Here is a 23,857-nt window from a genome sequence, read left to right on the forward strand (position 1 = left end):
GGTCCGAGCAGGCAACCTAGCCCTCCAGCACCCGCCGCACCTTCTCCAGCAACTCGCCGATCTGGAACGGCTTGAACAGCATGTCCATCCCCGGCGCCAGGAACGCCTGGCGATTCAGTGCGGTTTGCGCATACCCGGTCATGAACAGCACCGGCAGTCCCGCCCGCCAGCCCCGGGCCACGTCCGCCAGTTCCCGCCCGCTCATGCGCGGCAGGCCGACATCGGTCAGCAGCAGGTCGATGGACGCATCCTTTTGCAGATGCTCCAGGGCCAGTTCGATGCTTTCCACCGTGGTACAGCGATAACCGGCATCGAGCAGCACTTCGCTGACGAACAGGCGCACCGAGGCCATGTCCTCGACGATCAGGATATGTTCGCCCTGGCCCTGCGGATCGACGTTGCCCTGGGGCTCCGGCGGCGACCCCGGCACTTCGTTGGCCGCCGGCAGCAGCAGGGTCACTTCGGTGCCCCGGCCCATCACGCTGCGGATATGCGCATCGCCGCCAGACTGGCGGGCGAAGCCGTAGATGGTCGAGAGCCCCAGCCCGGTGCCCTGGCCCAGCGGCTTGGTGGTGAAGAAGGGTTCGAAGACCTTGTCGATCACGCTGTGGTCGATGCCGATACCGTCGTCGCGTACCGACAGCGAGACATAGGCACCATCCTGCATCTTCGGGTTGCCGCGGGAGTACGCGGCATAGGTGCTGATCCAGATATGCCCTCCCTGGGGCAGGGCGTCGCGGGCGTTGATCGCCAGGTTGAGCACGGCACTTTCCAGTTGCACTGGGTCGACCAGGGCGATGGCCGGCTGGTTGGTCAACTCCAGCTTGAGCACGATACGTTCGCCGATGGTGCGGATCAGCAGGTCTTCCAGCGAGCGTACGTGTTCGTTGATGTCCACCGGGCGGGTGTCCAGCGGCTGCTGGCGGGCGAAGGCGAGCAGGCGGTGGGTCAGGGACGCCGCGCTGGTGGCCGAGGCGAGCGCGGCCTCGGCGTAGATCTGCAGTTTCGGCGAAGCCTGGACACCGGCCTGTTTGCCGATCAGTTCCAGGCTGGTGATGATCCCGGTGAGCATGTTGTTGAAGTCGTGGGCGATACCGCCGGTAAGCTTGCCCAGGGCGTCCATTTTCTGCGCCTGGAGCAGTTGCTCTTCGGTGCGCGCGCGCACCGCCACTTCCTTGGCCAGCTGGCTGTTGGCATCGTCGAGCTGGGCCTGGTGCGAGCGCTCGCGATGGCGGTGCTCGGTGACGTCCTCGACGAAGACCAGGCTGGAGCCCGGGGTGCGGTAAGGCGAGATCTGCCATTCGGTCTCGCGCAGTTCACCCTTGACCCGCATGTTCAGCGTGCCTTTCCAGCGCTCGCCATCGGCCAGGCGCAGGCGCAGTTCACCGATCACCGAAGGCTCGTTGTCATCCAGGCATTCCCGTGGGGTCTGCGGGTCGCTGACGCCTTCGAGCAGCTGGGCGAACGCCTGGTTGCATTCGTGGATGGTCAGGTTGGCGTCAAGCACGGCGATCGGAGCCGAGACGTTGGCGAAGATCTCGCGAAAGCGCAATTCGCTCTCGCGCAGGGCGTTTTCCGTGTCGCGCACCCGCAGCAGGGTGCGCAGGGTGGCGAGCAATACATCGGCATCGACCGGGTGGATCAGGTAGGCGTCGGCGCCGGCATCCAGGCCGGTGATGATATCGCCGGTCTGGATCGACGCCGCCGAGACGTGGATCACCGGCAGCAAGGCCGTGCGCGGGTCGGCACGCAGGGTGCGGACGATATCGAAGCCGCTCATGTCCGGCAGGTTGACGTCGAGGATCAGCGCATCGAGGCGTTCGTTCTCGATCAGCGCCAGGCCTTCTCCGCCGGTACCGGCCTCCAGCACCGTGTAGCCCTGGCGGTCGAGGCGACGGCGCAGGGCATAGCGTGTGGCAATGTTGTCATCGACGATCAGCAGGCGCAGATCACGTTTCATCGACGGCCTCCGTGGCCATGGCCAGGGGGATGATCACGAAGAAGGTCGAGCCGACCCCGGGTTCGCTGCTCACCCCGACTTCACCGCCCAGCAGCTCGGCGAAGCGTTTGCACAGCGACAGGCCCAGGCCCGTGCCACGCAGGCGCTTCTGCAGTGGCGAATCGACCTGGGAAAAGTCCTCGAACAGCGCCCCGTGCAGTTCCGGGGCGATGCCGATGCCGGTATCGGTCACCGCAAAGCGGATCCGGTCGCGGTCTTCCAGGCTGGCCGAGACCCGCACCTCGCCGCTGGTGGTGAACTTCAGCGAGTTGGAAATGAAGTTGCGCAGGATCTGCGCCAGCTTCTTGTCATCGGTATAGAGCCGCGGCAGGCCGGTGGGTTCCTCGAAGATCAGGTCCACGTTGGCGCTGTTGACGATCGGCCGGAACATGCCGCGCAGGGCGGCGAACAGGTCGAGCATGTCGAACCAGCCCGGCGAGATGGTGATGCGCCCGGCCTCGATCTTGGCGAGGTCCAGCAGGTCGTCGACCATGTCGCTGAGCTCGCGGGTGGCATTGCTGACGAAAGCCACCTGCTTGTGCTGCTCGGGGCTCAGCGGGCCGTCCAGTTCGTCGGCGAGCAGGCTGGTGATGCTCAGGATCGAGCCCAGCGGGGTGCGGAATTCATGGCTCATGTAGGACAGGAAGCGGCTTTTCAGGTCGGAAGCCTGGCGCAGTTGCTCGGCCTGCATGTCCAGCTCGGAATACAGGGCCAGCACGCCCTGGTTGGTTTCGTCGAGTTCGGCGCGCAGGGCATCGGTTTCGCCCTGCAGGCGCTCGAACAGGGCGCGCTGCTCGGCAGTGAGGTTGGACAAATCAGTCATCGACGGTCTCCAGGGCTACCACCAGCACGGTCACATCGTCGCGACCCCGGTTGAAATCGCGGTGCAGCACCGTGGCGATCACCGCCGGGTGGCGTTGCAGCAGGCCGGGGTAGTCGCGCAGGTTCCAGCGCGATTGCAGGCCGTCGCTGTGCAGGATCAGCAGGTTGCCCCTCACGCCAGCGTAGTCGAAGGTCTGCACCTTGCGGTACTGGGCGCCGACGATGCCGGCGTGGGAGGTCAGGCCGCGGGCTTTCTCCGGATTGACCAGGCTGGCGTTGATATTGCCAATGCCGGTAAAGCGGATCTGGTCGTGCGCATCGTCGAACTGGGCGAAGGCCACCGCTCCGCCGCGAGTGCCGCGCATGGCCTCGTGCATCTCTTCCATGAGGCGCTCGGGTGCCATGAATGGTTGCAGCGCGAACGCCTCGCGGCCGTGCAACGCGGCGTGTTCCGCTTCTACCCCGTGACCCAGGCCGTCTACCACCATGGCGCTGATTCGATGGTCGGCGAAGGCCAGGAACCAGCTATCGCCGCAACGTGGGTCGTTGTACAAGGAATGCTGGCTGATGCCGTAGGGAATATCCGCGTCCCGGTCGTTGGAGCGGAATATCCGCGCCAGCAATACGGTGCCACGCTCGTCGGTGTGCATGTCGAACACATCGGACTGCCGGGCTACCGCGCCCAGACCGATGCCCTGGGTGCCGCCGGTGGAGAAGCCGTCGATCATGCAGGCGTCGCGGTCGAAGCCGCTGGCCCGATCAACGGACAGCACCTCGAAGCCGGTGGCGCCAGGTCGCGGCAGCATGCGCAGGTGCAGTTCGCCGCTGCCGGCGTGCTTGAGCAGATTGCTCGCCAACTCGGTCACCACCAGTGCTACCCGACCGGCATCGGTATCATTGAAGCGATGCAGTTGCACCAGTTGCTGCGCGGTGCGCCGGGCATGGCCAACCTGTGAATCATCTTCGATTGCCAACACCTGGGTTGGCGATCCATCAAAGCTCAAGTCCATCGGGTAATCGTCACGCAGGTGCCCTCGCCGGGCGCGGTTTGCAGGTCGAATTCGTCTACCAGGCGCTTGGCGCCGGTCAGGCCCAGGCCGAGGCCGCCGCCGGAGGTCCAGCCGTCGGTCATGGCCAGGCGGATATCGGCAATGCCCGGGCCCTGGTCGCGGAAGCTCAGGCGCAGGCCGACCCGGCCGATGTCTTCCAGCACTTGCCAGTCCATATCGCCACCGCCGCCATAGACCACGGTGTTGCGCGCCAGCTCGCTGACCGCGGTGACCAGCTTGGTCTGGTCGATCAGGCGCATGCCGCACTCGGTGGCCAGCTTGCGTGCGGTCTGCCGGGCCAGGACCACGTCCTGCTCCAGGCGCACTGCCTGGGTGCCGCTGCTGCGCAGGTTCATGAGTGTGCTATCCGGTCGCGAAGTTTCTGCATGCCGCGCTCGACGTTGAGCGCGGTGCTCACCCCCGGCAGGGTCATGCCCAGTTCCACCAGGGTGATCGCCACCGAAGGCTGCATGCCCACCAGCACGGTCTGCGCGTCCATGATCCGCGACAGCCCGGAGATGGTGCCGATCATCCGGCCGATAAAGGAATCGACCATGTCCAGCGCGGAAATATCGATGAGCACGCCCTTGGCCGACGTGCGGCTGATGCGTTCGGCCAGGTCTTCCTGGAGGGTGAGGGCGAGCTGGTCATGCATGTCGACCTGGATGGTCACCAGCAGGTACTCGCCCATTTGCAGGATCGGGATGCGTTCCATGGCTTCAGCCCGCTTTCACGGCGCTGACGCCGAGGCGCGACAGCGCGAGCTTGAGGGCGTCGGCCAGGTTGGCCTTGGTGGTCACGCCCTGCAGGTCGAGGCCGAGGTGGACGATGGTCTGGGCGATCTGCGGACGCACGCCGCTGATGATGCAGTCCGCACCCATCAGGCGGATGGCGGTGACGGTTTTGAGCAGGTGCTGGGCCACCAGGGTGTCGACGGTCGGCACGCCGGTGATATCGACGATGGCGATTTCCGCGCCGGTATCGACGATGCGTTGCAGCAGCGACTCCATCACCACCTGGGTGCGCTGGGAGTCGAGGGTGCCGATCATCGGCAGGGCGAGGATGCCATCCCAGAGCTTGACCACCGGGGTCGAGAGCTCCAGCAGTTCTTCCTGCTGGCGCTTGATCACCGCCTCGCGCGAGCGCTGGAAGGTGCGGATGGTGTGCATGCCCAGGGAGTCGAGCAGTTCCGAGATCGCCCAGAGCTGTTCGGCCAGGGTTGCCGGTTCGTCGCTGAAGTGCTTTTGCAGCAGGGCGAACAGCGGGCCCTTGAGGGCGAAGATGAAATAGGCGGTCTGGTGCGAGTCGTGGCCGAGCAGGGCGCGGCTGTTGGAGAGTTTTTCGAGGAACTGGCGGATCTCGTCCCAGCCGGTGGTGTTGATGTTCTCGCCGGTCCTGGTTTCCATGCTGCTGATCAGCAATTGGAGGAATTCGCTGGTCTGTTGCTGCAGGTCCTGTTCCTTGAGGTTGCGCGTGGCGCCCTTGTCCTCCAGGTCCCGGGTCCATTCCCCGAGCAGTTGGGTGCGCTGGGCCTTGATCGCGTCGAGCGTGCTGGAACTGAGTGCTGCCATGTGCGTGTTGCTCCTGGGAATGATGGCCGGTTCTCTGTGTGTGCCGGCTTTTGGACAGTAGCACTGCCTTGGGAAAAAGTGCTGGGCGGATTGCCAGTATCCGTGGGAATTGAACTCGGATCATTGCGCTGTGCAAATGGTTCCGTGGGGGAAGAGGAGATTTTGTTCACATTTCTGCGGATTGCCGAGAACCCTGTGGGAGCTGCGGTTCGGCGCTCCGACTTGCCAGCGATGAGGTCAGACCTGACAACACCTTTGTCAGTACCGGCCAAATCGCTGGCAAGTCGGAGCGCCGAACCGCAGCTCCCACAGGTTAGTCGTGGAGGCGTCCAGCGCGGAGGGTCAGCGGCCAGGTCACCAGCCGCCGCGTTGCCGGATCACCCCATTCCTCACCCAGCGCCTTGGCCAGGGCGTCCACCGGATTGACTCCCAGCGCCCGCTGCGCTGCCTTCACCGCCGACCAGGTATTCAGGTAGCCCACCAGTTGCGGCAAGGTCCAGCGCATCTCGATCACCTGGGGCGGCACCTCGATGGGTGTAAAGGGGAAGGGCAGGTCGCGGTAGCCGGTTTCCACATGGCGGCGCTCCGCCGGCCAGTAGGGCGCGATGGCCTGGTAGTAGAAATCGTGCAGGTGCCGGTCCAGCCCGCCTTCCAGGTGCAGCACGCCATAGGTGATCAGGGCCACGGCCGCCTGTGGCCGGGCGATGCGCCGGGCTTCGGCGTAGAACTTGTCCAGATCCAGCCAGTGGGCGGCCTGGGCCACGGTGATCAGGTCGACGCTGGCGTCCGCCAGGCCGCTGTCTTCGGCCAGGGCGGTGCGGTAGACCACGCCTTCGCGGGGCTCGGCGGCAGCAATCTGCGCGGCGCTGGCGTCGGTGGCGATGACCTCGTCGAAACGCTCGGCCAGCAGCACCGACAGTTGCCCGGTGCCGCAACCGCAGTCCAGCACCCGGCCGGTGCCGGGACTGATGCTGGTCAGTTCGTCGATCAGTTCCAGCGGGTAGCTCGGACGATAGGCCGCGTAACCGGCCGAGCCGCTGGAGAAATGATCCTTGAATGTCGCGCTTGTCATGAAACCGGCCTCTGTCTTTCTTTTTGGATCCGCCGATCCTAGCGCGCGCTTTCGCAAGCGGACATTCGACCTTTTTCTGCCCCCGGCGACAGGAACTGCACTTATTGCGACGAGGTCGCCTGCACCGGCTCGATGCCGGCGTCGGTCACCTGCACCTGCTGGTGGGCGTTCAGGGTCAGCTGATCGCCGATCCGGCTGCTGCCGGCAAGCTGGCGGATGCGGGTGGTGCCTTGCAAATATTCGATCTGCAGGTGGGCGTCATGGGTGTCGATGCGGGTTTGCGGGGTGATGACCTGGAGCGGAGAGGAGCCGGCTTCCAGGAGGATCTGGCCGGCGATCAGGTGGATCTGGTGGGGATCTTCGCTGAATTGCAGGGTAACCGAGGAGTCGGCGGACAACGTCAGCTGGCTGCCGTCGGCGAGCCGTTCGCTATGGGTCTCGCCGCTGCCGGTGCTGAGGTCGGCCATGGCGAACTCCTCGCGCCAGTAGGGCAGGCCGAGCAGGGCCGAGGCCAGGATCAGCGCGGCCATGCCGAGGGCGGTGGTGGTGCGGTTGTAGGAGGATCGGGACATGGGGGCGGTCTGTGTCGGGGCCTTGGAGAAAGGTAGACCACCTGCCGGATCATCTGTTGCTCTGGAGGGCCTCATCGCTGGCAAGCCAGCTCCCACAGTGTCCGCGGCGCTGCCGAACCCTGTGGGAGCTGGCTTGCCAGCGATGAGGCCGGACCAAGCGAAGAAGGTCTAGCGGTCTTTCACCGCTCGAATATGCTTGACCAGCAGCTTCTCCAACTGCTCCCACAACGCCGGATCGGTACTGAACGCCACATTGAACCGCATCCACCCGGTCGCCTGGCTATCGACCATGAACAACTGCCCTGGCCCGAGCATGATGCCCTGGTCCAGCGCGTCGTCGAGCAGCGCGGCGCTGTCGGGGATGGCCGGGTGGCGGGTCCAGATGTACATGCCTTCGTCGCTGTCGATAAAGCGCTCGAAACCCAGCCGCGCCAGTTGCCGGCCCACTTCCTGGTGCGCTTCGGCCAGACGCTGGCGCAGGCGCTTGAGGTGCTTGCGCCAGCGCCCGTCGGTGATCGCCGCATACACCACCCGTTCCATCACCTGGGAGGTGGTCAGCCCCGAACGCATCTTCAGTTGCAGCAACTGCTGCATCAGCTCCGGGTTGGCCAGCATGTAGCCGACCCGCACGTTGGGCGAGATGCTTTTCGAGTAGCTGCCGACGTACACCACCTGCTGCAGGTGGTCGAGGCTGGTCAGGCAGGGCAGGGGCTCCTCGATCATGTCGGCGTAGAGGTTGTTCTCCACCAGGCGGAAACCATGCTGGGTCGCCAGTTGCAGCAGGCGGTGCAGCTGTACCAGCGGCGTGCGGGTGCAGGTCGGGCTGTGCAGGTGCGGCTGGGTGAAGAACACCGTCGGCCGGTATTGGTCGAGCAGGCGCTCCAGGTGATCGAGGTCGTAGCCGTTGGGCGTGCGCGGCACGCCGACCAGGGTCGCGCCCTGGAAACGCAGGATGCTCATCAGGTTGGGGTAACCGGGGTCATCCACCAGCACCACGTCCCCGGGGCGCACCAGGGTCCGCACCGCGAGGTCGAGGGCCTGGCTGGCGCCGTGGGTGAGCATCAGCTGGTTGGGCGGCACGACGATGCGCAGGTCCTGCTGCAGGTTCTGCGCGGTCAGGGTGCGCAGTTCGGCCAGGCCCATGGGGTCGCCGTAGCCGCTCAGTTCCAGCACGCTGCTGGCGACCTGGCGCAGCCCGCGGCGCAGGCCGTCCTCGAACATCCAGTCGTTGGGCAGCCAGCCGCAGCCTGGCTTGAACGCCAGTTGCCGGCTCTCGAAGATCTGTTGCAGGTACCACTCGGAGTTGAACGCCGGCTTGGCCGTGTCCGGCTCGCTGGCCTGGGCCTCCAGCAGGTCGCCGGCGGCGCGGTTGACGAAGAACCCGGCGGTGCCGCGGCTGACCAGCAGGCCCTGGGCCACCAGGCGGTCGTAGGCTTCCACCACGGTGAAGGTGCTCACCGAGTATTTCGCCGCGAACGCGCGGATCGACGGCACCTTGGCGCCGGGCTTGAGGGTCTGGTTCTCGATCGCGTCGCGCAGTCCGTTGATGATCTGGTTGACCAGGGGAGGCGAGGCGTCGGGGCGGAGTTCGAACATGGGAAAACGGTGCCTTGGGTGAGCGTAACGCCGGCCGCGCATGCGCTGTATTGCAATGACGACCTGTACAGTGCAGTGACAATCAGTGGGCACTGTGCATGGCTCTTGAGGCCGGACATTTTTACATTAGGTATCAGTTACCGCTAGATCAAAGCCGTGAAGCTTCATGAACAACCGCTCGTCGGACCACAAATTCCCGAGGCGGGGATCATTCTCCGCGTCTCACCCGCTGTTGCCGTTGCCCGCAAGGGCCGTGCGCAGTGTCTTCGCAGTAACTTTCCGGGCTTAGCGGACGAGCCCGGGCGCGACAACAAGCTGCCAGCACATAGCCGTTCGTCGGCTCCGGCAGCGTCGTGCACGTCAAATCAGAGCAGCTGATGCAACAAGGGGTGCGACCTCAGGTCGCGCCCCTGTCGAGTTTCCTTGGATAAAAAGAACACGGGGTAGACCACTGATGGACGCAACATCCACATCGACTTCGGCAGCGAAGTCGGAGAACGAGAGCAAGCTGGCGGCTTCGCTCAAATCGCGCCACCTGACCATGATGTCGATCGCCGGGGTCATCGGCGGCGCACTGTTCGTCGGTTCCGGCAGCGTGATCCACAGCGCCGGCCCGGCTGCAGTGCTGGCGTACCTCGCCGGCGGTATCCTGGTGGTGCTGATCATGCGCATGCTCGGTGAGATGGCGACCTCCTCGCCGGACACCGGCTCCTTCTCCACCTATGCCGAACGTGCCATCGGGCGCTGGGCGGGCTTCACCATCGGCTGGTTGTACTGGGGTTACTGGGTGATCCTGATGGCCTGGGAAGCCTACGTCGCCGGCAAGATCCTGCATGGCTGGTTCCCCTCGGTCAGCATCAACAGTTTCGTCCTGATGGCGACCCTGGCGCTGATCTGCGTCAACTTCTTCAACGTCAAGCATTACGGCGAGTTCGAGTTCTGGTTCGCCCTGATCAAGGTGGTGGCGATCGTCTGCTTCCTGGTGGTGTGCACGGCGGCAGTGATGAACTTCTGGCCAACCGGTGAAGTCAGCGGCATGGCCAACCTGACTGCCCATGGCGGCTTCATGCCCAACGGCATCGAGTCGGTGGTGGTGGCGATGCTCGGGGCGATGTTCGCCTTCCTCGGTGCGGAAATCGTCACCATCGCCGCTTCCGAGTCGAAAGACCCGGCTGGTCAGATCGTCAAAGCGACCAACTCCGTTGTCTGGCGCGTGTGCCTGTTCTACATCGGCTCGATCTTCCTGATCGTCTGCCTGGTACCGTGGAACGACCCGCTGATGGGCACCTCGGGCTATGGCTCGTACCGCCGTACCCTGGAACTGCTGGGCATCCCGGGCGCCGAGTTCGTGATGAACTTCGTGGTCCTGACCTCGGTCAGCAGCTGCCTGATCTCGGCCCACTACACCGCGTCGCGCATGCTGTTCTCCCTGGCCACCCGTGGCGACGCGCCGAAGATCTTCAAGATGACCCGTGCCGGCACCGGCGTACCGGTATTCGCCATCATCGGCTCGTGCTCGATCGCGATCATCTGCGCCCTGATCAACTTCAACGAGGCCCTGCGTCCGAAGGACGTGCTGGACACCCTGATGAACACCACCGGCATGATCGCCATGCTCGTCTACCTGGTGATCGCCTGCTCGCAACTGAAGATGCGCCGCAAGCTGGAAGCCGAAGGCAAGCAGATCCGCCTGAAAATGTGGCTGTTCCCGTGGCTGACCTACCTGAGCATCGTGTTCATCGTCGGCTGCCTGGTGACCATGGCGTTCGTCGAGGAGTACCAGGTGCTGGTGGTGTCCACCGGCGTGGCGGCGATTGTCGTGGCGCTGATCGGTGTGATCGTGCACCAGCGCGCCCTGAAGCAGGCTGCTGCCTGATCGCTTAGGCGCCGCTGACCCTGTGGGAGCTGGCTTGCCAGCGATGAGGCCCGACCTGACAACATCTTCGTCAGTGCCGGCCAAATCGCTGGCAAGCCAGCTCCCACAGGGTTTTCCATCAGCCTTGAGATTTCAATGCTGCTTGGCCTTCCTGATCCGCAACAGGATCACCCCCAGGATCAACCCCACCACCGGCGCCAGCCCCACCAGGGCATCCTTCGGCGCAATATGCGCCCCAAGGGTATCCAGCCCCGCATACAGCAGCTTGAACAGGCTCAGCAAGTAATAGGTGATCGCAATGATCGACAAGCCTTCAACCGCCCGCTGGATCTTGATCTGCGACTCCGCCCGGGCATTCAGCCCGCGCAGGATCTCCACGTTCTGTTCCTCCATCTCCACCTGCACCCGCGCCTGCAGCAGGTCGCCGAGGTTGGCCACGCCCTTGGCCAGGTGATCCAGGCGCTGTTCCGTCGCCGCGCAATAGCGCACCGTCGGCTTGAAGCGCCGCTCGATGAAGATGCCCAGGCGCTGGCAATCATCCACATGCCCTTCACGCAACTCCGCCAACCGCTCGAACACCAGTTGCGCATAGGCCTGGGTCGCGCTGAAGCGATGCCGGCTCTTCACCGTCCCGGCCACCACCTGGCGTGACAGCTCGGCGATATCCTCCAGCAACACCTTGGCTTGTACCCCGCTGGCCCCGGCGTTGCGCTGCGACAGGTACACCAGCGTACGGTCGAAGCCATCCAGTTGCGGGCCCAGCTCCTTGGCCGTGCTCAACGCCAGTGACGCCATCATCCGGTAGGTCTCGATTTCCAGCAGGCGGCGGATCATCCGGCCCAGGCGGTAGGCATTCAGGCGGCGATTGACGAACAGCAGGCGATTATTGCCCTGTTCGTCGAGGCGAAAGTCGCTCCACGCCACGGCATCGCCGCCGCCGACGCTGGAACCGGCCGGGTCCTTGAAGCCATACCGGGCCAGTTGCAGCCCGTCTTCCTCGCGCACCAGCACCTGCATGGCATTGATGATCAGGTCACGCCAGGGGGCGATGGCTTCGGCGAGGGCGGCGGGCAGTTCGCTCCAGTCCGGCGCGCTGCTGTCGGCCGGACGCACCAGGGTCAGGGTAAAGAACTCGGAATGCCGCTCCCACTTGAATGGGCAGCCATCGAAGCGGGTAATGCCCTGAACCGCATCGGTATTGCCCGCATCCGGGCAGCAGCGGCGGAGCAGGGCGTCGCACTGCTGCGCGGTGCCGACGAAGGCCAGGTGGAAGACATGGGCCGGCGCGTCGAAATACAGCGACGGGCGGGCGTGCAGCTCGTTGTGCAAGGCAGTGCGTTGCGGATGCATGGGGTCAGCCGTGTTGTTGTGATTGTTGTCGTAAAGAGGGAGACAACCACGGCTCGCCAGCGGGTCACGTCCTGTGACCCGGGCGAAATGTCGCAGGTCGGGCTCAGGCGTTGTTCAACTGCCCGGCCGCGCTTTTGCTGCTGCGCCGGCGATACATCAGCAGCAGGAACACGAACCAGAACGGCATGGCCAGCAGCGCCGCGCGGGTATCGGCTTCCAGGGCCAGCAGCGACAGGACGAACAGCAGGAAGCCCAGGGTCGCTACGGCCATCGGCACGCCGCCCGGCAGCTTGAAACGGGAGCGCTGGTGCGCCGCCGGATTGGCCCGGCGATAGGCGATATAGGCGATCAGGATCATCGACCAGGTAAACAGCACCAGCACCGCCGACACCGTGGAGATCAGGGTGAACACCGTCATCACCTCGGGAATCACGAACAGCAGGGTCAGGCCCACCAGCATGCACACCCCCGAGAACAGCAGGCTGTACACCGGCACACTGAGCGTGGACAGGCGCCCGAAGATCCCCGGAGCGTTGCGCCGCTCGGCCAGGCCGAAGAGCATCCGGCAGCCGGAATACACGCCGCTGTTGGCCGAAGACGCCGCCGAGGTCAGCACCACGAAGTTGATCATCCCGGCGGCGGCAGGGAAGCCGGCGAGCAGGAACAGCTCGACGAAGGGGCTGCGGTTGGCCGGCACTTCGGCCCAGGACACCACGCTGATGATGCACACCAGCGCAAGGATGTAGAACAGCAGGATCCGCGCCGGGATGGTGTTGATCGCCTTGGGCAGGGTGCGCTCCGGGTTCTTGGCTTCGGCGGCAGTGGTGCCGATCAGCTCGGTGCCGGCGAAGGAGAATACGGCGATCTGGAAGCCGGCGAAGAAGCCGCTCAGGCCGTGGGGAAAGATCGCCCCCGGGGTTGCCATATGCCCGAGTGACGCCTGCACGCCGTTGGGCGAAGTGAAACCGGTGGCGATCATCACCAGCGCGGTGAGGATCAGGGCGACGATGGCGATGATCTTGATGATCGCGAACCAGAATTCCACCTCGCCGAAGATCCGCACCGCCAGCATGTTCAGGCCGAGCAGGAGGAACAGGGTGAAGAACGCCGGCATCCACGCTGGCAGGTCCGGGTACCAGTACTGCATGAAACCGGCGACCACCACCACGTCGCCGACCACCGCGACGCTCCAGCTCAGCCAGTACGACCAACTGAGGACGAAGCCGGCCCGTGGCCCGAGGTAGGCGGCGACGATATCGGCGAAGGATTTGAAGCGCAGGTCGCTGAGCAACAGCTCGCCCATGGCGCGCATCACGAAATACAGGAAGAAGCCGATGATCGCGTAGACCAGGATGATCGAGGTGCCAGCCAGGGCGATGATCTTGCCAGAGCCCATGAACAGCCCGGTGCCGATCGCCCCGCCGATGGAGATCAGCTGGATATGGCGGTTTTCCAGGGTGCGTTGCAGATGCCCGGCAGCCTCCGGGCGTGCGGATGACGTGTGCATTGGTCGAACCTCTTTTGTTGTTCTAGTAGGTCGTTGAAGCCCCGCGGCGCGGGCGGGGCGGGTACGTCAGGTGTTGGCTTCGAAGCCCTGCAGGGTGTTCACCGCGTTGATGCCGATCTCGTCGACCATGTAGCCGCCTTCCATCACGAACAGGGTCGGCAGCCCGGCCCCGGCGATGCGCTGGCCCATGCGCAGGAAGTCCTCGCTGGTCAGGCGGAAATGGCTGATGGGGTCGTCCTCGAAGGTGTCGACGCCGAGGGAGATGATCAGTTGCTCCGGGCGGTAGGCGACGATCCGCGCCAGGGCGTGGTCCAGCGCTTCGCTGAAGCGGCTCCACGTCGTGCCGCGGGCCAGCGGGTAGTTGGCGTTGCAGCCTTCGCCTGCACCGGTGCCGGTTTCCTCGGCATAGCCGGAGAAGTACGGGTAGGACACGTGCGGGTCGCCGTGGATCGAGGCGAAGAACACGTCCGGGCGGTCGTAGAAGATGTTCTGCGTGCCGTTACCGTGGTGGAAGTCCACATCGAGGATGGCGACCCGTTTCGAGCCCTGGGCCAGGCAGCGTTCGGCGGCAATGGCGGCGTTGTTCAGGTAGCAATAGCCGCCCATGTATTCGCGGGCGGCGTGGTGTCCTGGCGGTCGGCACAGGGCGAAGGCGCTGTGATGGCCGTCGAGCACCTTGTCCATCGCGGTCAGGGCCACGTCGGCGCTGGCGCGCACCGCTTCCCAGGTGCCGGCGGTGATCGGCGAGCCGGCGTCCATGGCGTAGAAGCCCAGCTTGCCGTCGATAAAGCCGGGTTCCGGGGCGCTGGCCAGGTCGCGAACCGGCCAGACCAGGGGCAGGGCGTCGTGGGTCTTGCCGGTGGCCGACCACTCGCTCCAGGCATTTTCCAGGAAACTCACATAGCGCTCGCTATGGGCGGCAACGTAGCAGGCGCGGTCATGGCGCTGCTCGCCGATCACCTCGCCCAGGCCGCTGCTGCGCACCCGGGCCAGGACGGTCTCGGCCCGTTGCGGTTTTTCGAAGGACGGCGTCAGCGCGCCATCCTTGAGCTCGGTGCCGTGGTGCAGGCGGTGGCTGGAACTGAAAACGGTCAGCACGGGAGTGTCCTCACTGGGGTGTTGTTGTGAAGACGATTTTCGCGCTGGCGTCGGGAAATTGTTTTGCTTTATTTCCGAGGAATCCGGTTAAGTGAGCAAAGTCATTTCAAGAGGTGGGTGATGTGAGCAAAGACAGTTCTTTCGAGTCGCTGGATGGTGTCGACCGTACCTTGCTGGGGCTGTTGCAGGAGGACGGCACCCTGTCCAGTGCCGCCCTGGGCGAGCGCCTGTCGATGTCGGTGACCCCGTGCTGGCGGCGGCGCAAACGCCTGGAGGACCTGGGCATCATCCGTGATTACCAGGCCAACCTGGATCGCCGGAAACTGGGCTATGACGTCATGGCCTTCGCCCAGGTGCGTTTCGGTAATGTCTCCGACAATGCGCCGGACCAGTTCGAACGGGCGATCAAGGCACTGCCCCAGGTGCTCTCGTGCCACAAGGTCACGGGGGAGGCGGACTACATGCTGACGGTGGTGGCGACGGACCTGGAGAGCTACGGGCGCTTCGTCGAGGACGTGCTGCGGCGCCAGCCGGGGATTGCGTCGATCCAGTCGAGCCTGTCGTTGCGCGAGGTCAAGGCGGTGACGCGTTTGCCGGTGCCGGAGTGAATGTTCGCCGGGACGGGTTGTCGTCCCGGCGAAGCCGAGGCGTCAGGCTGGTTGCCCGGGCTCGAGGACTGGAGCCTTCTGGGCGATGTTGCCTTGGGCGAGTTTCAGCAGATGGCTTTCCTGGCTATCGCCATCTTCGCAGCGTTCGTCCAGCGCCTGGATCAAGGCACGGCAATGCATCTCGAAAAAGTCCTTGGCGTAGTCATCCAGATCTCCTCCTTCGGCCTGCACATGCAGGTCGATCAATGATCGCCGTGTCCACAGCAGGGCCACCGGTCCACGGTTGTCACGCAGGTGCCGGCTGAACTGCCAGGGCGTCCCGGTCTCTTCCTTCAGGCGTTCGAGCATCTGGCTCATGATCGCCTCGCCTTTACCGCTGGGCTCCCAGAACCAGAGGCCGATACCTACGGAAAGATCAGGAATGCCCTCGGTTGCCGGTGCGATGTGCTCATAGATGCTGTCGGCCACCACGCCGCTCCAGAATATGAACTGTGCGTCATGGCAGCGAGCTCCGCCCTCGCTCAGGTTGACCCCATGGAAGGTCGGCCAGACGAAGTCACCGCTGCTCCCGCCGCGAGGCGTCCTCAGATGTTGCAGGTTGGCGCCCTGCAGTTGCAGGCTCAGCCGGTTCGCACCGATCCGCCCGAGCTTGGACAAGCCTTCCATCAAGCGCAGGTAAGCCGGGTAACTGGTGATATCCGCGAGGGCGATCCGTGTGCCGTTCATGCCGTGTTCTCCAAGAAACAGGGTGAGTTGCCGGGTGAAGTAATGCAGGGAGGAGTCTCTGTCGGTGCAGTGTTCGGCGGCGAATCTCGTCCGCAAATACTTGTCCACCGTGCTCCAGTAGCGTGTGCGTTCAGTCCAGCCTTGGGGCGGCAGGGTGGATTGGGTCAGCAGGATGATGCCGCCGAAGGGCTCGCTGCGGTCGTTGCGATAGGAGTCGTACAAGCCGAGCTGGTCGATCTCGCCTTCGTCGTCCTCATGCCGGGTGAAGTCGGCAGCGATCTTGTTTTCGACGATCAGGAAAAACGCTGGCCCGCGGCCAATAAGGTCAGGACGCTTGCCCTCGCCGCGATGGCCGGGGCCGATGACATGTTGGGTTTCCCAGACCAGGTCGCTCAGGTTTCCGCCTGGCGGCAGGCGCTCGGCTGGCAGTCCGAACAGGTCAGTCAGTACGTGGCGAATCTTGCCAGCGCTGGTTGCCTGCCTCAGCCACTCGGCCAGCAGTTCGGTCAGGAAGTCTTCGACAGGTGCGTGGGTTTCTTTTTCGCGAAATCTGAACAAACGATTGAAGAAGCTCATACCGTTCCTTGGTGGCGATGCATTGATGCCATATTGCCATGATCGGGTGAAGGGGACGAGGGTGATTTCAGGTTGCCTGCGGAACTGTTGTGCCAGAGCTGTTGCCTGATATTGCTGGAAGTGATTTTCATTCGAACCTTCCGCCGGTTCTTGTCTAAGCTCTCAAGCGATTTTTTCTGCGAAATAAGGAACGCGCCCAATGAAAAAGTGGATTGCCCTGTCAGTTGCCCTGTGTGCCAGCGCCGCGGTGCAGGCCGCCGACTCGATCAAGGTCGAACTCAAGGAAGCCACCGCCCAAGGCGAAGGCAAGAGCGTCGGCTTCGTCACCATCACCGAAAGCCGGTACGGCGCGGTGTTCACCCCTGAACTGACCGGCGTGGCGCCGGGCGTGCATGGGTTCCACGTGCATGCCAACCCCAGCTGCGCGCCGACCGAGGCCGATGGCAAGCCGGTACCGGCCGGTGGCGCCGGTGGTCACTGGGATCCGAAGAACACCGGCAAGCACAACTTCCCGTGGGAGGATGACGGCCATCTGGGCGACCTGCCGGCCCTGATCGTCACCGCCGATGGCAAGGCTTCGCAGCCGCTGCTGGCACCGAAGATCAAGACGCTGGACGAGCTGAAAGGGCATGCGTTGATGGTGCATGCCGGTGGCGATAACCACTCGGATCATCCGGCACCGTTGGGTGGCGGGGCGGCCCGGTTTGCTTGTGGGGTGATCAAATAAGGTTTGTGTGGACATGAAAATCCCGGTCATCTGGCCGGGATTTTTTGTTGGTTTTGCGGGCCTCATCGCTGGCAAGCCAGCTCCCACAGTGTCCGCGTCGCTGCAGATTGAGCTGCGCCCCGGATGTTGGACAAAAAATCCAACTCCGGGGTGTTTTACATGAGCAAGTACTCAAAGCAGTTCAAATTATCCGCGATCGAAGCCTTTCTCAAACGGGGTCGAGGCTTCCGCCATGTGGCGAACCAGTTCCAGATAGACCCCACCTTACTCCGTCGCTGGGTCATGGCTTACCAACAACATGGAGAGGCGAGTCTTGAGCGCCGCCACCAGCACCACAGCGCCGAATTCAAGACCGCCGTGCTGCACCGCATGATCAACGACCGGTTGTCCCAGCGTGCAGCAGCAGCGCTGTTCAACCTGGGCAACTCGAGTCAGCTGGGCAGATGGCTGCGGCAGTATTACAGTGACCCTCTTGTAGCCCAGCCTCCTGCAAAGAGATCTTCCCGCCTCATGTCCAAGCGACCTGCCAAGCTAACTCAACTCCTGACCATGCGTAACGAGGACCTCTCGCCTAAAGAGTTACTCGAAAAAGTCCGCATGCTTGAAGCGGAGAACGCCTACCTAAAAAAGCTCGAGGAATTAGAGGAGGCGAAGCTCAGGCAGAGCCAGGCAGCGAGGAAAAAGCCCAGCTGATCACCACGCTGCGCCGCCAGTTCAGGCTGAAATACCTGCTGGTCGTGGCGGGCTTGCCTCGTAGCACTTACTACACCTACTTCGGGGACGAGGGCGCCGAGGATAAGTGCGCCCCACTGAAACAGGCGATGCGGGGCATTCAGGAGCACCACAAGGGCCGGTATGGCTATCGTCGCATGACAGCCGCACTTCGCCAGGAAGGACACGTGATCAATGGCAAGAAAGTGCGCCGCCTCATGGGCGAGCTGGACCTCAAGTGCACGGTGCGGCCCAAGAAATACAAGTCATATAGAGGGCTGATGGACGAAGCATCGCCGAATACCATGAACCGGAAGTTCGCTGCTGATCAGCCGAATCAGAAGTGGGTGACAGACGTTACAGAGTTCAAGGTGGCTGGAGAGAAGCTTTATCTATCGCCAGTTCTGGACTTGTACAACGGGGAGATTGTGGCCTATCAGATGGATGCTCGGCCGCGCTATGCCCTTGTAGGAGCGATGCTTGAACGGGCGCTAGAGAGGCTGCCAGTTGACAGCAAACCGATGCTGCACTCGGATCAGGGATGGCACTATCGCTACCCGGATTACCGCCAGCGCCTGAAAGAAGCAGGTTTGGAGCAAAGCATGTCGCGCAAGGGCAACTGCCTGGACAACGCGGCGATGGAAAGCTTTTTCGGCACACTGAAGTCGGAGTACTTTTACCGTGAAAAGGTTGAAAGCGTCGACCAGCTACGCGCCGGGATAGATGAATACATCCGTTACTACAACAACGAACGTATCAAGATGAAACTCAACGGCCTGAGTCCTGTAGCCTACAGAACTCAGGCCGCGTAGCCTTAGACAAAAGTGTCCAACATTTGGGGCGCAGCTCAGATCCCTGTGGGAGCTGGCTTGCCAGCGATGAGACCCTGGAGGACGCCAGAGAATCAGGCCACTGCCAGCCTCCGCCCAGGCACCGCCTCCAGCAACTCCCGGGTATAGCTGGCCTGCGGCTGCCCCAGCACCTGACCTGCCTCCCCTTGCTCCACCACCTGTCCCTGTTTCAGCACCACCACCTGGTGCGCCAGGCTGGCGACCACCGCCAGGTCATGGGACACCAGCACATAGGCCACCCCCAGTTCCGCCTGCAACTCCCGCAGCAGGTCGAGGATCTGCGCCTGCACCGACACATCCAGCGCCGACACCGGCTCGTCCAGCAGCAACAGGTCCGGCTGCAACGCCAGCGCCCGGGCAATCGCGACCCGCTGCCGCTGTCCGCCAGAAAGCTCCCGGGGCAGCCGGTCCAGGTAACTGGCCGGCAACTGCACCTGCTCCATCAAGCGCCGCGCCGCCTGCTCCAGCTCCCGCCCCTTGAGCAGACCAAAGGACACCAGCGGCTCGACCACGCTCTGGTAGATGCTGAACTTCGGATCCAGGGCGGCGAAGGGATTCTGCTGGACCAGTTGCATACGCTGGCGTAGTGGCCGGAACGCCTTCCAGCTCAGCCCGCCGATATCCTGCCCGGCAAACCGCACCCGGCCCGTGCTCGGTTGCTCCAGCCCCAGGGCAATCCGCAGGCTGGTGCTCTTGCCCGAACCGGATTCGCCAACGATGGCCAGCGTCTGCCCCGGATAGACCGCCAGGCTCAGGTCCTGCAAGGCCTGGAAATGTTGCCCGCGCGGTAACTGGAAGCGCTTGCCGACCCCTTCGAACTCCAGCAGTGGCTGTGCGCCAAGGATCGATACCGGCACCGGCCGCGGCGTTTCGCCAAAGGCCGGCGCAGCGGCGAGCAGGTCGCGGGTATAGCCATGGGCCGGATTTGAAAGCACTTCACCCGCCACACCGCTTTCCACCACCTCGCCCTGGCGCATCACCAGCACCCGGTCGGCCCGGTCCGCCGCCACGCCCAGGTCATGGGTGATGATCACCAGGGCAATCCCCCGCGCCTTAACCAGTTGCTCCAGATGATCGAGGATGCGCTTCTGCACCGTCACATCCAGGGCACTGGTGGGCTCGTCGGCGATGATCAGTTGCGGCTCGCCGGCCAGGGCAATGGCGATCAGCACCCGCTGGCGCATGCCGCCAGACAGTTCATGGGGATACTGGGCCGCACGCAGGACGGGGTTATCCAGGCCGACCTGTTCCAGCAGTTCCAGCACATCCGCATCCAGCCCCGGATAGCGCTTGCCATGGCGCAGGACCAGGCTTTCGCCGATCTGCTTGCCAATGCTCAGGGTCGGATTGAGGCTGACCATCGGGTCCTGCGGCACCAGCCCGACCACCCGGCCGCGCAGTTGCTGTTTGCTGCGCTCGCTGGCGTGGCTGATATCGTGATCGGTGATCTTCAGCACGCCGCCGTCAATCCGCGCCGTCGCCGGCAGCAGGCCGAGCAGGGCGCTGGCGATCGTGGTCTTGCCCGAGCCCGACTCACCGACGATGGCCAGGGTTTCCCCCGGATCGAGATGAAAACTCACCCCGCGCACCGCCTCGGTGACGCGGCCGCCACTGTGGTAGCTGACCCGCAGGTCCTGCACATCGATCAGGCGGCTCATCGCTGGATCTCCTCGAAGGTTCGGGCGATATGGTTGAGGCTGAACACCACCAGCACCAGGAACAGCCCCGGCAACAGCGAGACCCAGGGCGCGGTGATGAGGAAGTGGCGGCCGTTGGCGATCAGCGTGCCCCACTCGGCCGCCGGTGGCGCGGCGCCGAAGCCGAGGAAACTGAGGCCGGCTGTGGCGAGGATCGCCGCGCCGATATCCAGGGTCGCCAGCACCGCCACAGGGCCCCAGGCGTTGGGCAACACATGGCGCAGCAGGGTCCGGCCCCAGCTCGCACCGCCCAGGCGTGCGGCTTCGACATAAGGCAGGGTCTTGATCCGCAGCACCTCGGCGCGGGTGGTGCGGGCAAAGCCGGGGATGATGCCGACGCCTACGGCGATCGCCACCGGAATGGTGCCGAAGCCGATGGCGGTGACGATGGCCAGCGCCAGCAGCAGGCCGGGCAGGGCCAGCAGCACGTCCACCAGACGCATGATCAGGTTGTCGACACGCCCACCGATAAAGCCCGAGACGATGCCCAGGCCCAGGCCGCTGACCAGCGCCAGTCCCACCGCGAGCAACGCTGCTTCGACCGACAGCCGCGCGCCATACAGCACCCGGGTATACAGATCGCGCCCCAGCTCATCGGTGCCGAACCAGTGCACGGCACTCGGCGGCAACAGCTTGGCCGACGGCTGTGTCGCGTAGGGATCGACCTGGGTGAACAACGCCGGCCAGAGCGCGGCGAGCAGGGTGAACAGCACCAGGATCAGCGCCACCACGAACCCCGGCCGGCGCAGCAGCGGCCCGGCCTGGTCGAGCAGCCGTTGCAGGCGCCGGCGCGGACGCCAGTGGGCCACATCGCGGGTCACGGGAATCAGACGTTGCAGTACGGTCATCTCAGCTCACCTTGGGCGCATGGGTGATGCGCGGATCGAGGATGGGGTAGAGCAGGTCCACCAGCAGGTTGACCAGCACGAAGGCGGCGGCGGACACCGTGACCACCGCCAGCACCAGCGGGATGTCCTGGCGCAGCACGGCCTCCTGGACCAGGCGGCCGACGCCGTTGCGGGCGAAGATGGTTTCCACCAGCACCGCGCCGGACACGGTATTGCCCACCTGCAGGCCGATCAGGGTCAGCAGCGGCAGGGCGGCGTTGCGCAGGCCATGGCGGGCCTGGACCTGGGCACGGCTCAGGCCCTTGGCGTAGGCGGTGACGATGTAGGGCTCGCGCCAGACATCCTGGAAGCCCCGCTGCAGCACCTGGGCGTACACCGCCGCGCTGGGGATCGCCAGGGTCACCGCCGGCAGCACCAGGCTGTCGAAACCGACGCTGCCGGTGGCCGGGAACCAGCCCAGGCCGAAGGCGAATATCTGGATCAGCAGCAGGCCCATCCAGAACACCGGCACGGAAAAGCCCAGGGCCGGCAGGCGCGACAACGCGGTTTTCAGCGGCTGCCAGCGCACGTAGGCAGCCAGGTACGCCAGGCCCACACCGCCGATCAGCGACAGGACGATAGCGAACCCCGCCAGGGCCAGGGTCTGCGGCAGGCGCTCGGCGAGGATCTCGGTGACCGGGCGATTCAGGGTCAGGGACTGGCCCAGATCACCCTGCAAGACGCCGAGCAGCAGGTCGACGTAGCGCTCCAGCAAGCCCTGGTCCAGCCCGTAGTAGGCCTTGGCCTTGGCCAGTTGCTCCGGCGACAGCGCATCGATCTCCATGCCTGAGGCACTGAGCATGATGCTCAGCGGATCCCCCGGCAGCAGGTAGAGGATGAAGTAGGTGATGCTGTACGCGCCCCACAACACCAGCGCGGCCTGGGCGATACGGCCGAGCAGGTAGCGGCTCATGGCTTGACCTCGATGTCATTGAGGAAGGCGAAGCCCTCGGCGCTCCAGCGGAAGTTCTGCACGCGCTTGGAGGTTGCGGCCTGCCAGACCCGCTCGTACACCGGGATCGCCGAGCCCTGGTCGATCAGCAGGTCCTGCAACTGGCCGTAGGCATCGGCGCGTTGCTCGGAAGCGGTAGCGGTGAGGCCAGCGTCGAACAGGGTCTGCGCCAGGGGCAGCACGTTGGGTTCGTAGGTGTTGGTGGCCAGGGTCGAGCTGTTGGCGCTGCGCGGGTCGAGGATGGTCTGCAGGATGATCGGGTCGGCCCGGGTCATGTAGCTGTAGGTCAGGTCGTAGGCGCCGGCGGCGTTGGCGGCGGCCCATTCGGCAGTGGTTTGCACCTTGAGCTTGAGCTCGATGCCGACCTTGCGCAGTTGGTCCTGGATCAGCACATCGCCTGCGGTTTCCTTGCCGGGCAGGTTGTATTGCAGGGCCAGGCGCTTGCCGTCCTTGTAGCGGTAGCTGTCCTGGCCGAGGGTCCAGCCGGCGGCGTCCAGCAGCTTCGCCGCGCCTTGCGGGTCGTAGGCGAGCTTGTCGCCCTGGCTGCGGAAATACGGGGTGGTCACGTCGTAGACGCCGTCCACCACCGGGAAGGCGTCGTTGTAGACGGTGCTGGCGTAGCTCTTGCGGTCGATGGCCTTGAGCAGGGCCTGGCGCACCTTCTGGTCGGCGAGGATGCGGTTGCCCCGGGTGTTCGGGTAGAGGTTCAGCGCAGGGCCGGGCAGGGAGCGGCTCTGGATGGTCGCGTCATTGCGCTGGAACAGTTGCAGGTCGACCTCGGAGAACGGCACCCGCGGCCAGAGGATATCCACCTTGCCCTGCAGGAACAGGCCGTTGCGTACGCTTTCCTCCGGCACATAGCTGACCTCGATGGCCGACAGGTGCGCATCGCCCTTGTTCTGCACGTTGGCTGAAGCCCAGGCATAGCCCTCGCGACGCACCAGGCGCAGGCCGGTTTCCGGGGTGTAGTGTTCGATCTTGAACGGGCCGCTGCCGATCACCGCGCCGAGGGAGCGCTCCTTGGCCGTCTTGCGGTAGGACGCGGGGGCGAGGATCGACAGGTTGGTGGTGGAGGTGGCCTGGAGGAAACCGGCGTTGGGCTTGCTCAGCACCAGCTTGATGCTGTGCGGGTCGAGGATCTCGGCGTGGTCGTAGCCGGCCAGATAAGTGGCGCCGAAGGTGCTGGGCAGCTCGGCGGCGAAGGCCTTGTTGCTGTCGAAGGCGGTCTTCACCGCCTGCGCGTCGAAGGGCTCGCCATTGCTGAAGGTCACGTCCTTGCGCAGGTAGAACGTGTATTCCCGGGCATCCGGGCTGATCTCCCAGCGCTCGGCCAGCCACGGGATGATCTGCCCGGTCTGCGGGTCCTGGTCGGTCAGGGCCTCGACCACGTTGCGCAGCACCACCCGGTGTTCCAGCCAATAGACCTGGAACGGGTCGATGCTGACCAGTTGGGTGTTGTCATTGAAGAAGGCGATCTTCAGGGTGCTCGCCGCCTGGGCGTCCGGTTGCGAGGGCGAGCAACCCGAGAGGCCCAGGGCGAGCAGGATGGCCGCGCTGGCGAAGGTTCGTTGCAGTCTCATGGGCGTTCCTCGTCGAAAGGCCGCGCTGCA

General features: G+C 64.5%; 21 protein-coding genes. 4 read left to right on the forward strand and 17 right to left on the reverse strand.

The annotated features are described in order from the left end of the window. Window positions 1-16: 16 nt before the first annotated feature. The 9 genes from AC2CQI_RS03665 to AC2CQI_RS03705 form a co-directional block, all read right to left on the reverse strand. A complete protein-coding gene (locus AC2CQI_RS03665; RefSeq protein ID WP_075801857.1) occupies window positions 17-1,960 on the reverse strand; it encodes a response regulator in 1,944 nt (647 codons plus the stop codon). Continuing rightward, window positions 1,950-2,822: a sensor histidine kinase gene (locus tag AC2CQI_RS03670; RefSeq protein ID WP_075801856.1), complete on the reverse strand. Its 873-nt coding sequence runs from the start codon at window positions 2,820-2,822 to the stop codon at window positions 1,950-1,952. The genes AC2CQI_RS03665 and AC2CQI_RS03670 overlap by 11 nt, the downstream gene beginning before the upstream one ends. After that, window positions 2,815-3,831: an ATP-binding protein gene (locus AC2CQI_RS03675; protein ID WP_178391962.1), complete on the reverse strand. Its 1,017-nt coding sequence runs from the start codon at window positions 3,829-3,831 to the stop codon at window positions 2,815-2,817. The genes AC2CQI_RS03670 and AC2CQI_RS03675 overlap by 8 nt, the downstream gene beginning before the upstream one ends. Further along, window positions 3,822-4,226, reverse strand: coding sequence for an anti-sigma regulatory factor (locus AC2CQI_RS03680; RefSeq protein ID WP_075801855.1), 405 nt, complete (start codon window positions 4,224-4,226; stop codon window positions 3,822-3,824). Before AC2CQI_RS03680 ends, AC2CQI_RS03675 begins: the two co-directional genes overlap by 10 nt. Next, window positions 4,223-4,585: an STAS domain-containing protein gene (locus AC2CQI_RS03685; RefSeq protein ID WP_075801854.1), complete on the reverse strand. Its 363-nt coding sequence runs from the start codon at window positions 4,583-4,585 to the stop codon at window positions 4,223-4,225. The genes AC2CQI_RS03680 and AC2CQI_RS03685 overlap by 4 nt, the downstream gene beginning before the upstream one ends. A gap of 4 nt (window positions 4,586-4,589) precedes the next feature. Next, window positions 4,590-5,441, reverse strand: coding sequence for an STAS domain-containing protein (locus AC2CQI_RS03690; RefSeq protein WP_075801853.1), 852 nt, complete (start codon window positions 5,439-5,441; stop codon window positions 4,590-4,592). Window positions 5,442-5,754: 313 nt separating this feature from the next. Beyond that, window positions 5,755-6,513, reverse strand: coding sequence for a class I SAM-dependent methyltransferase (locus tag AC2CQI_RS03695; protein WP_484579210.1), 759 nt, complete (start codon window positions 6,511-6,513; stop codon window positions 5,755-5,757). A gap of 101 nt (window positions 6,514-6,614) precedes the next feature. Next, a complete protein-coding gene (locus tag AC2CQI_RS03700; RefSeq protein WP_075801851.1) occupies window positions 6,615-7,085 on the reverse strand; it encodes a FecR domain-containing protein in 471 nt (156 codons plus the stop codon). 168 nt (window positions 7,086-7,253) lie between these two features. Beyond that, on the reverse strand, window positions 7,254-8,681 hold the full coding sequence (locus AC2CQI_RS03705; RefSeq protein ID WP_075801850.1) for an aminotransferase-like domain-containing protein: 1,428 nt from the start codon (window positions 8,679-8,681) through the stop codon (window positions 7,254-7,256). A gap of 454 nt (window positions 8,682-9,135) precedes the next feature. Here AC2CQI_RS03705 and AC2CQI_RS03710 point away from each other — a divergent pair, with 454 nt between their 5' ends. Next, on the forward strand, window positions 9,136-10,557 hold the full coding sequence (locus AC2CQI_RS03710) for an amino acid permease (protein ID WP_075801849.1): 1,422 nt from the start codon (window positions 9,136-9,138) through the stop codon (window positions 10,555-10,557). Window positions 10,558-10,689: 132 nt separating this feature from the next. Here the strand turns inward: AC2CQI_RS03710 and AC2CQI_RS03715 are convergent, their stop codons facing one another. The 3 genes from AC2CQI_RS03715 to AC2CQI_RS03725 all read right to left on the reverse strand — a co-directional run bounded on the left by AC2CQI_RS03715 (window position 10,690) and on the right by AC2CQI_RS03725 (window position 14,512). Then, the gene (locus AC2CQI_RS03715) at window positions 10,690-11,907 is read right to left on the reverse strand and encodes a DUF3422 domain-containing protein (protein ID WP_484579211.1); all 1,218 of its coding nucleotides are present in this window, start codon (window positions 11,905-11,907) and stop codon (window positions 10,690-10,692) included. Between the two features lie 103 nt (window positions 11,908-12,010). Continuing rightward, complete coding sequence (locus AC2CQI_RS03720; protein WP_484579212.1) at window positions 12,011-13,414, reverse strand: amino acid permease; 1,404 nt, start codon at window positions 13,412-13,414, stop codon at window positions 12,011-12,013. Window positions 13,415-13,480: 66 nt separating this feature from the next. Next, on the reverse strand, window positions 13,481-14,512 hold the full coding sequence (locus AC2CQI_RS03725; protein ID WP_075801846.1) for a histone deacetylase family protein: 1,032 nt from the start codon (window positions 14,510-14,512) through the stop codon (window positions 13,481-13,483). A 122-nt stretch (window positions 14,513-14,634) separates the two neighbouring features. On the opposite strand from AC2CQI_RS03725, the gene AC2CQI_RS03730 reads away from it, so the two are divergent. Further along, window positions 14,635-15,120 (forward strand): Lrp/AsnC family transcriptional regulator, encoded by a 486-nt coding sequence (locus AC2CQI_RS03730; protein WP_075801845.1) that lies wholly within the window; start codon window positions 14,635-14,637, stop codon window positions 15,118-15,120. 42 nt (window positions 15,121-15,162) lie between these two features. On the opposite strand, the gene AC2CQI_RS03735 is transcribed toward AC2CQI_RS03730, so the two are convergent. Further along, entirely contained in the window at window positions 15,163-16,422 is a 1,260-nt protein-coding gene (locus tag AC2CQI_RS03735) for a hypothetical protein (protein WP_484579213.1), read from the reverse strand. Between the two features lie 199 nt (window positions 16,423-16,621). Here AC2CQI_RS03735 and sodC point away from each other — a divergent pair, with 199 nt between their 5' ends. Then, the gene (sodC, locus tag AC2CQI_RS03740; RefSeq protein ID WP_484579214.1) at window positions 16,622-17,149 is read left to right on the forward strand and encodes a superoxide dismutase [Cu-Zn] SodC; all 528 of its coding nucleotides are present in this window, start codon (window positions 16,622-16,624) and stop codon (window positions 17,147-17,149) included. A 159-nt stretch (window positions 17,150-17,308) separates the two neighbouring features. Continuing rightward, window positions 17,309-18,672, forward strand: a protein-coding gene (locus AC2CQI_RS03745) for an IS3 family transposase (protein ID WP_484579215.1) whose coding sequence is annotated in 2 segments (ribosomal slippage) — window positions 17,309-17,794 and window positions 17,797-18,672 — 1,362 coding nt in all. Because the reading frame shifts where the segments join, the coding sequence is not laid out codon by codon here. 92 nt (window positions 18,673-18,764) lie between these two features. Here the strand turns inward: AC2CQI_RS03745 and AC2CQI_RS03750 are convergent. Genes AC2CQI_RS03750 through AC2CQI_RS03765 form a run of 4 tightly spaced genes read right to left on the reverse strand, consistent with a single transcriptional unit; the run spans window position 18,765 to window position 23,827 of the window. After that, a complete protein-coding gene (locus tag AC2CQI_RS03750; RefSeq protein WP_484579216.1) occupies window positions 18,765-20,369 on the reverse strand; it encodes a dipeptide ABC transporter ATP-binding protein in 1,605 nt (534 codons plus the stop codon). Then, window positions 20,366-21,256 carry an ABC transporter permease gene (locus tag AC2CQI_RS03755; protein ID WP_484579217.1) on the reverse strand — a complete coding sequence of 297 codons (891 nt, stop codon included), beginning with the start codon at window positions 21,254-21,256 and terminating at the stop codon, window positions 20,366-20,368. The genes AC2CQI_RS03750 and AC2CQI_RS03755 overlap by 4 nt, the downstream gene beginning before the upstream one ends. Window position 21,257: 1 nt before the next feature. Then, window positions 21,258-22,208 carry an ABC transporter permease gene (locus AC2CQI_RS03760; protein ID WP_075801841.1) on the reverse strand — a complete coding sequence of 317 codons (951 nt, stop codon included), beginning with the start codon at window positions 22,206-22,208 and terminating at the stop codon, window positions 21,258-21,260. Beyond that, window positions 22,205-23,827, reverse strand: coding sequence for an ABC transporter substrate-binding protein (locus AC2CQI_RS03765; protein WP_484579218.1), 1,623 nt, complete (start codon window positions 23,825-23,827; stop codon window positions 22,205-22,207). The genes AC2CQI_RS03760 and AC2CQI_RS03765 overlap by 4 nt, the downstream gene beginning before the upstream one ends. Window positions 23,828-23,857 lie beyond the last annotated feature (30 nt).

The sequence above is a fragment of the Pseudomonas sp. P2S-1 genome, assembly GCF_057197725.1.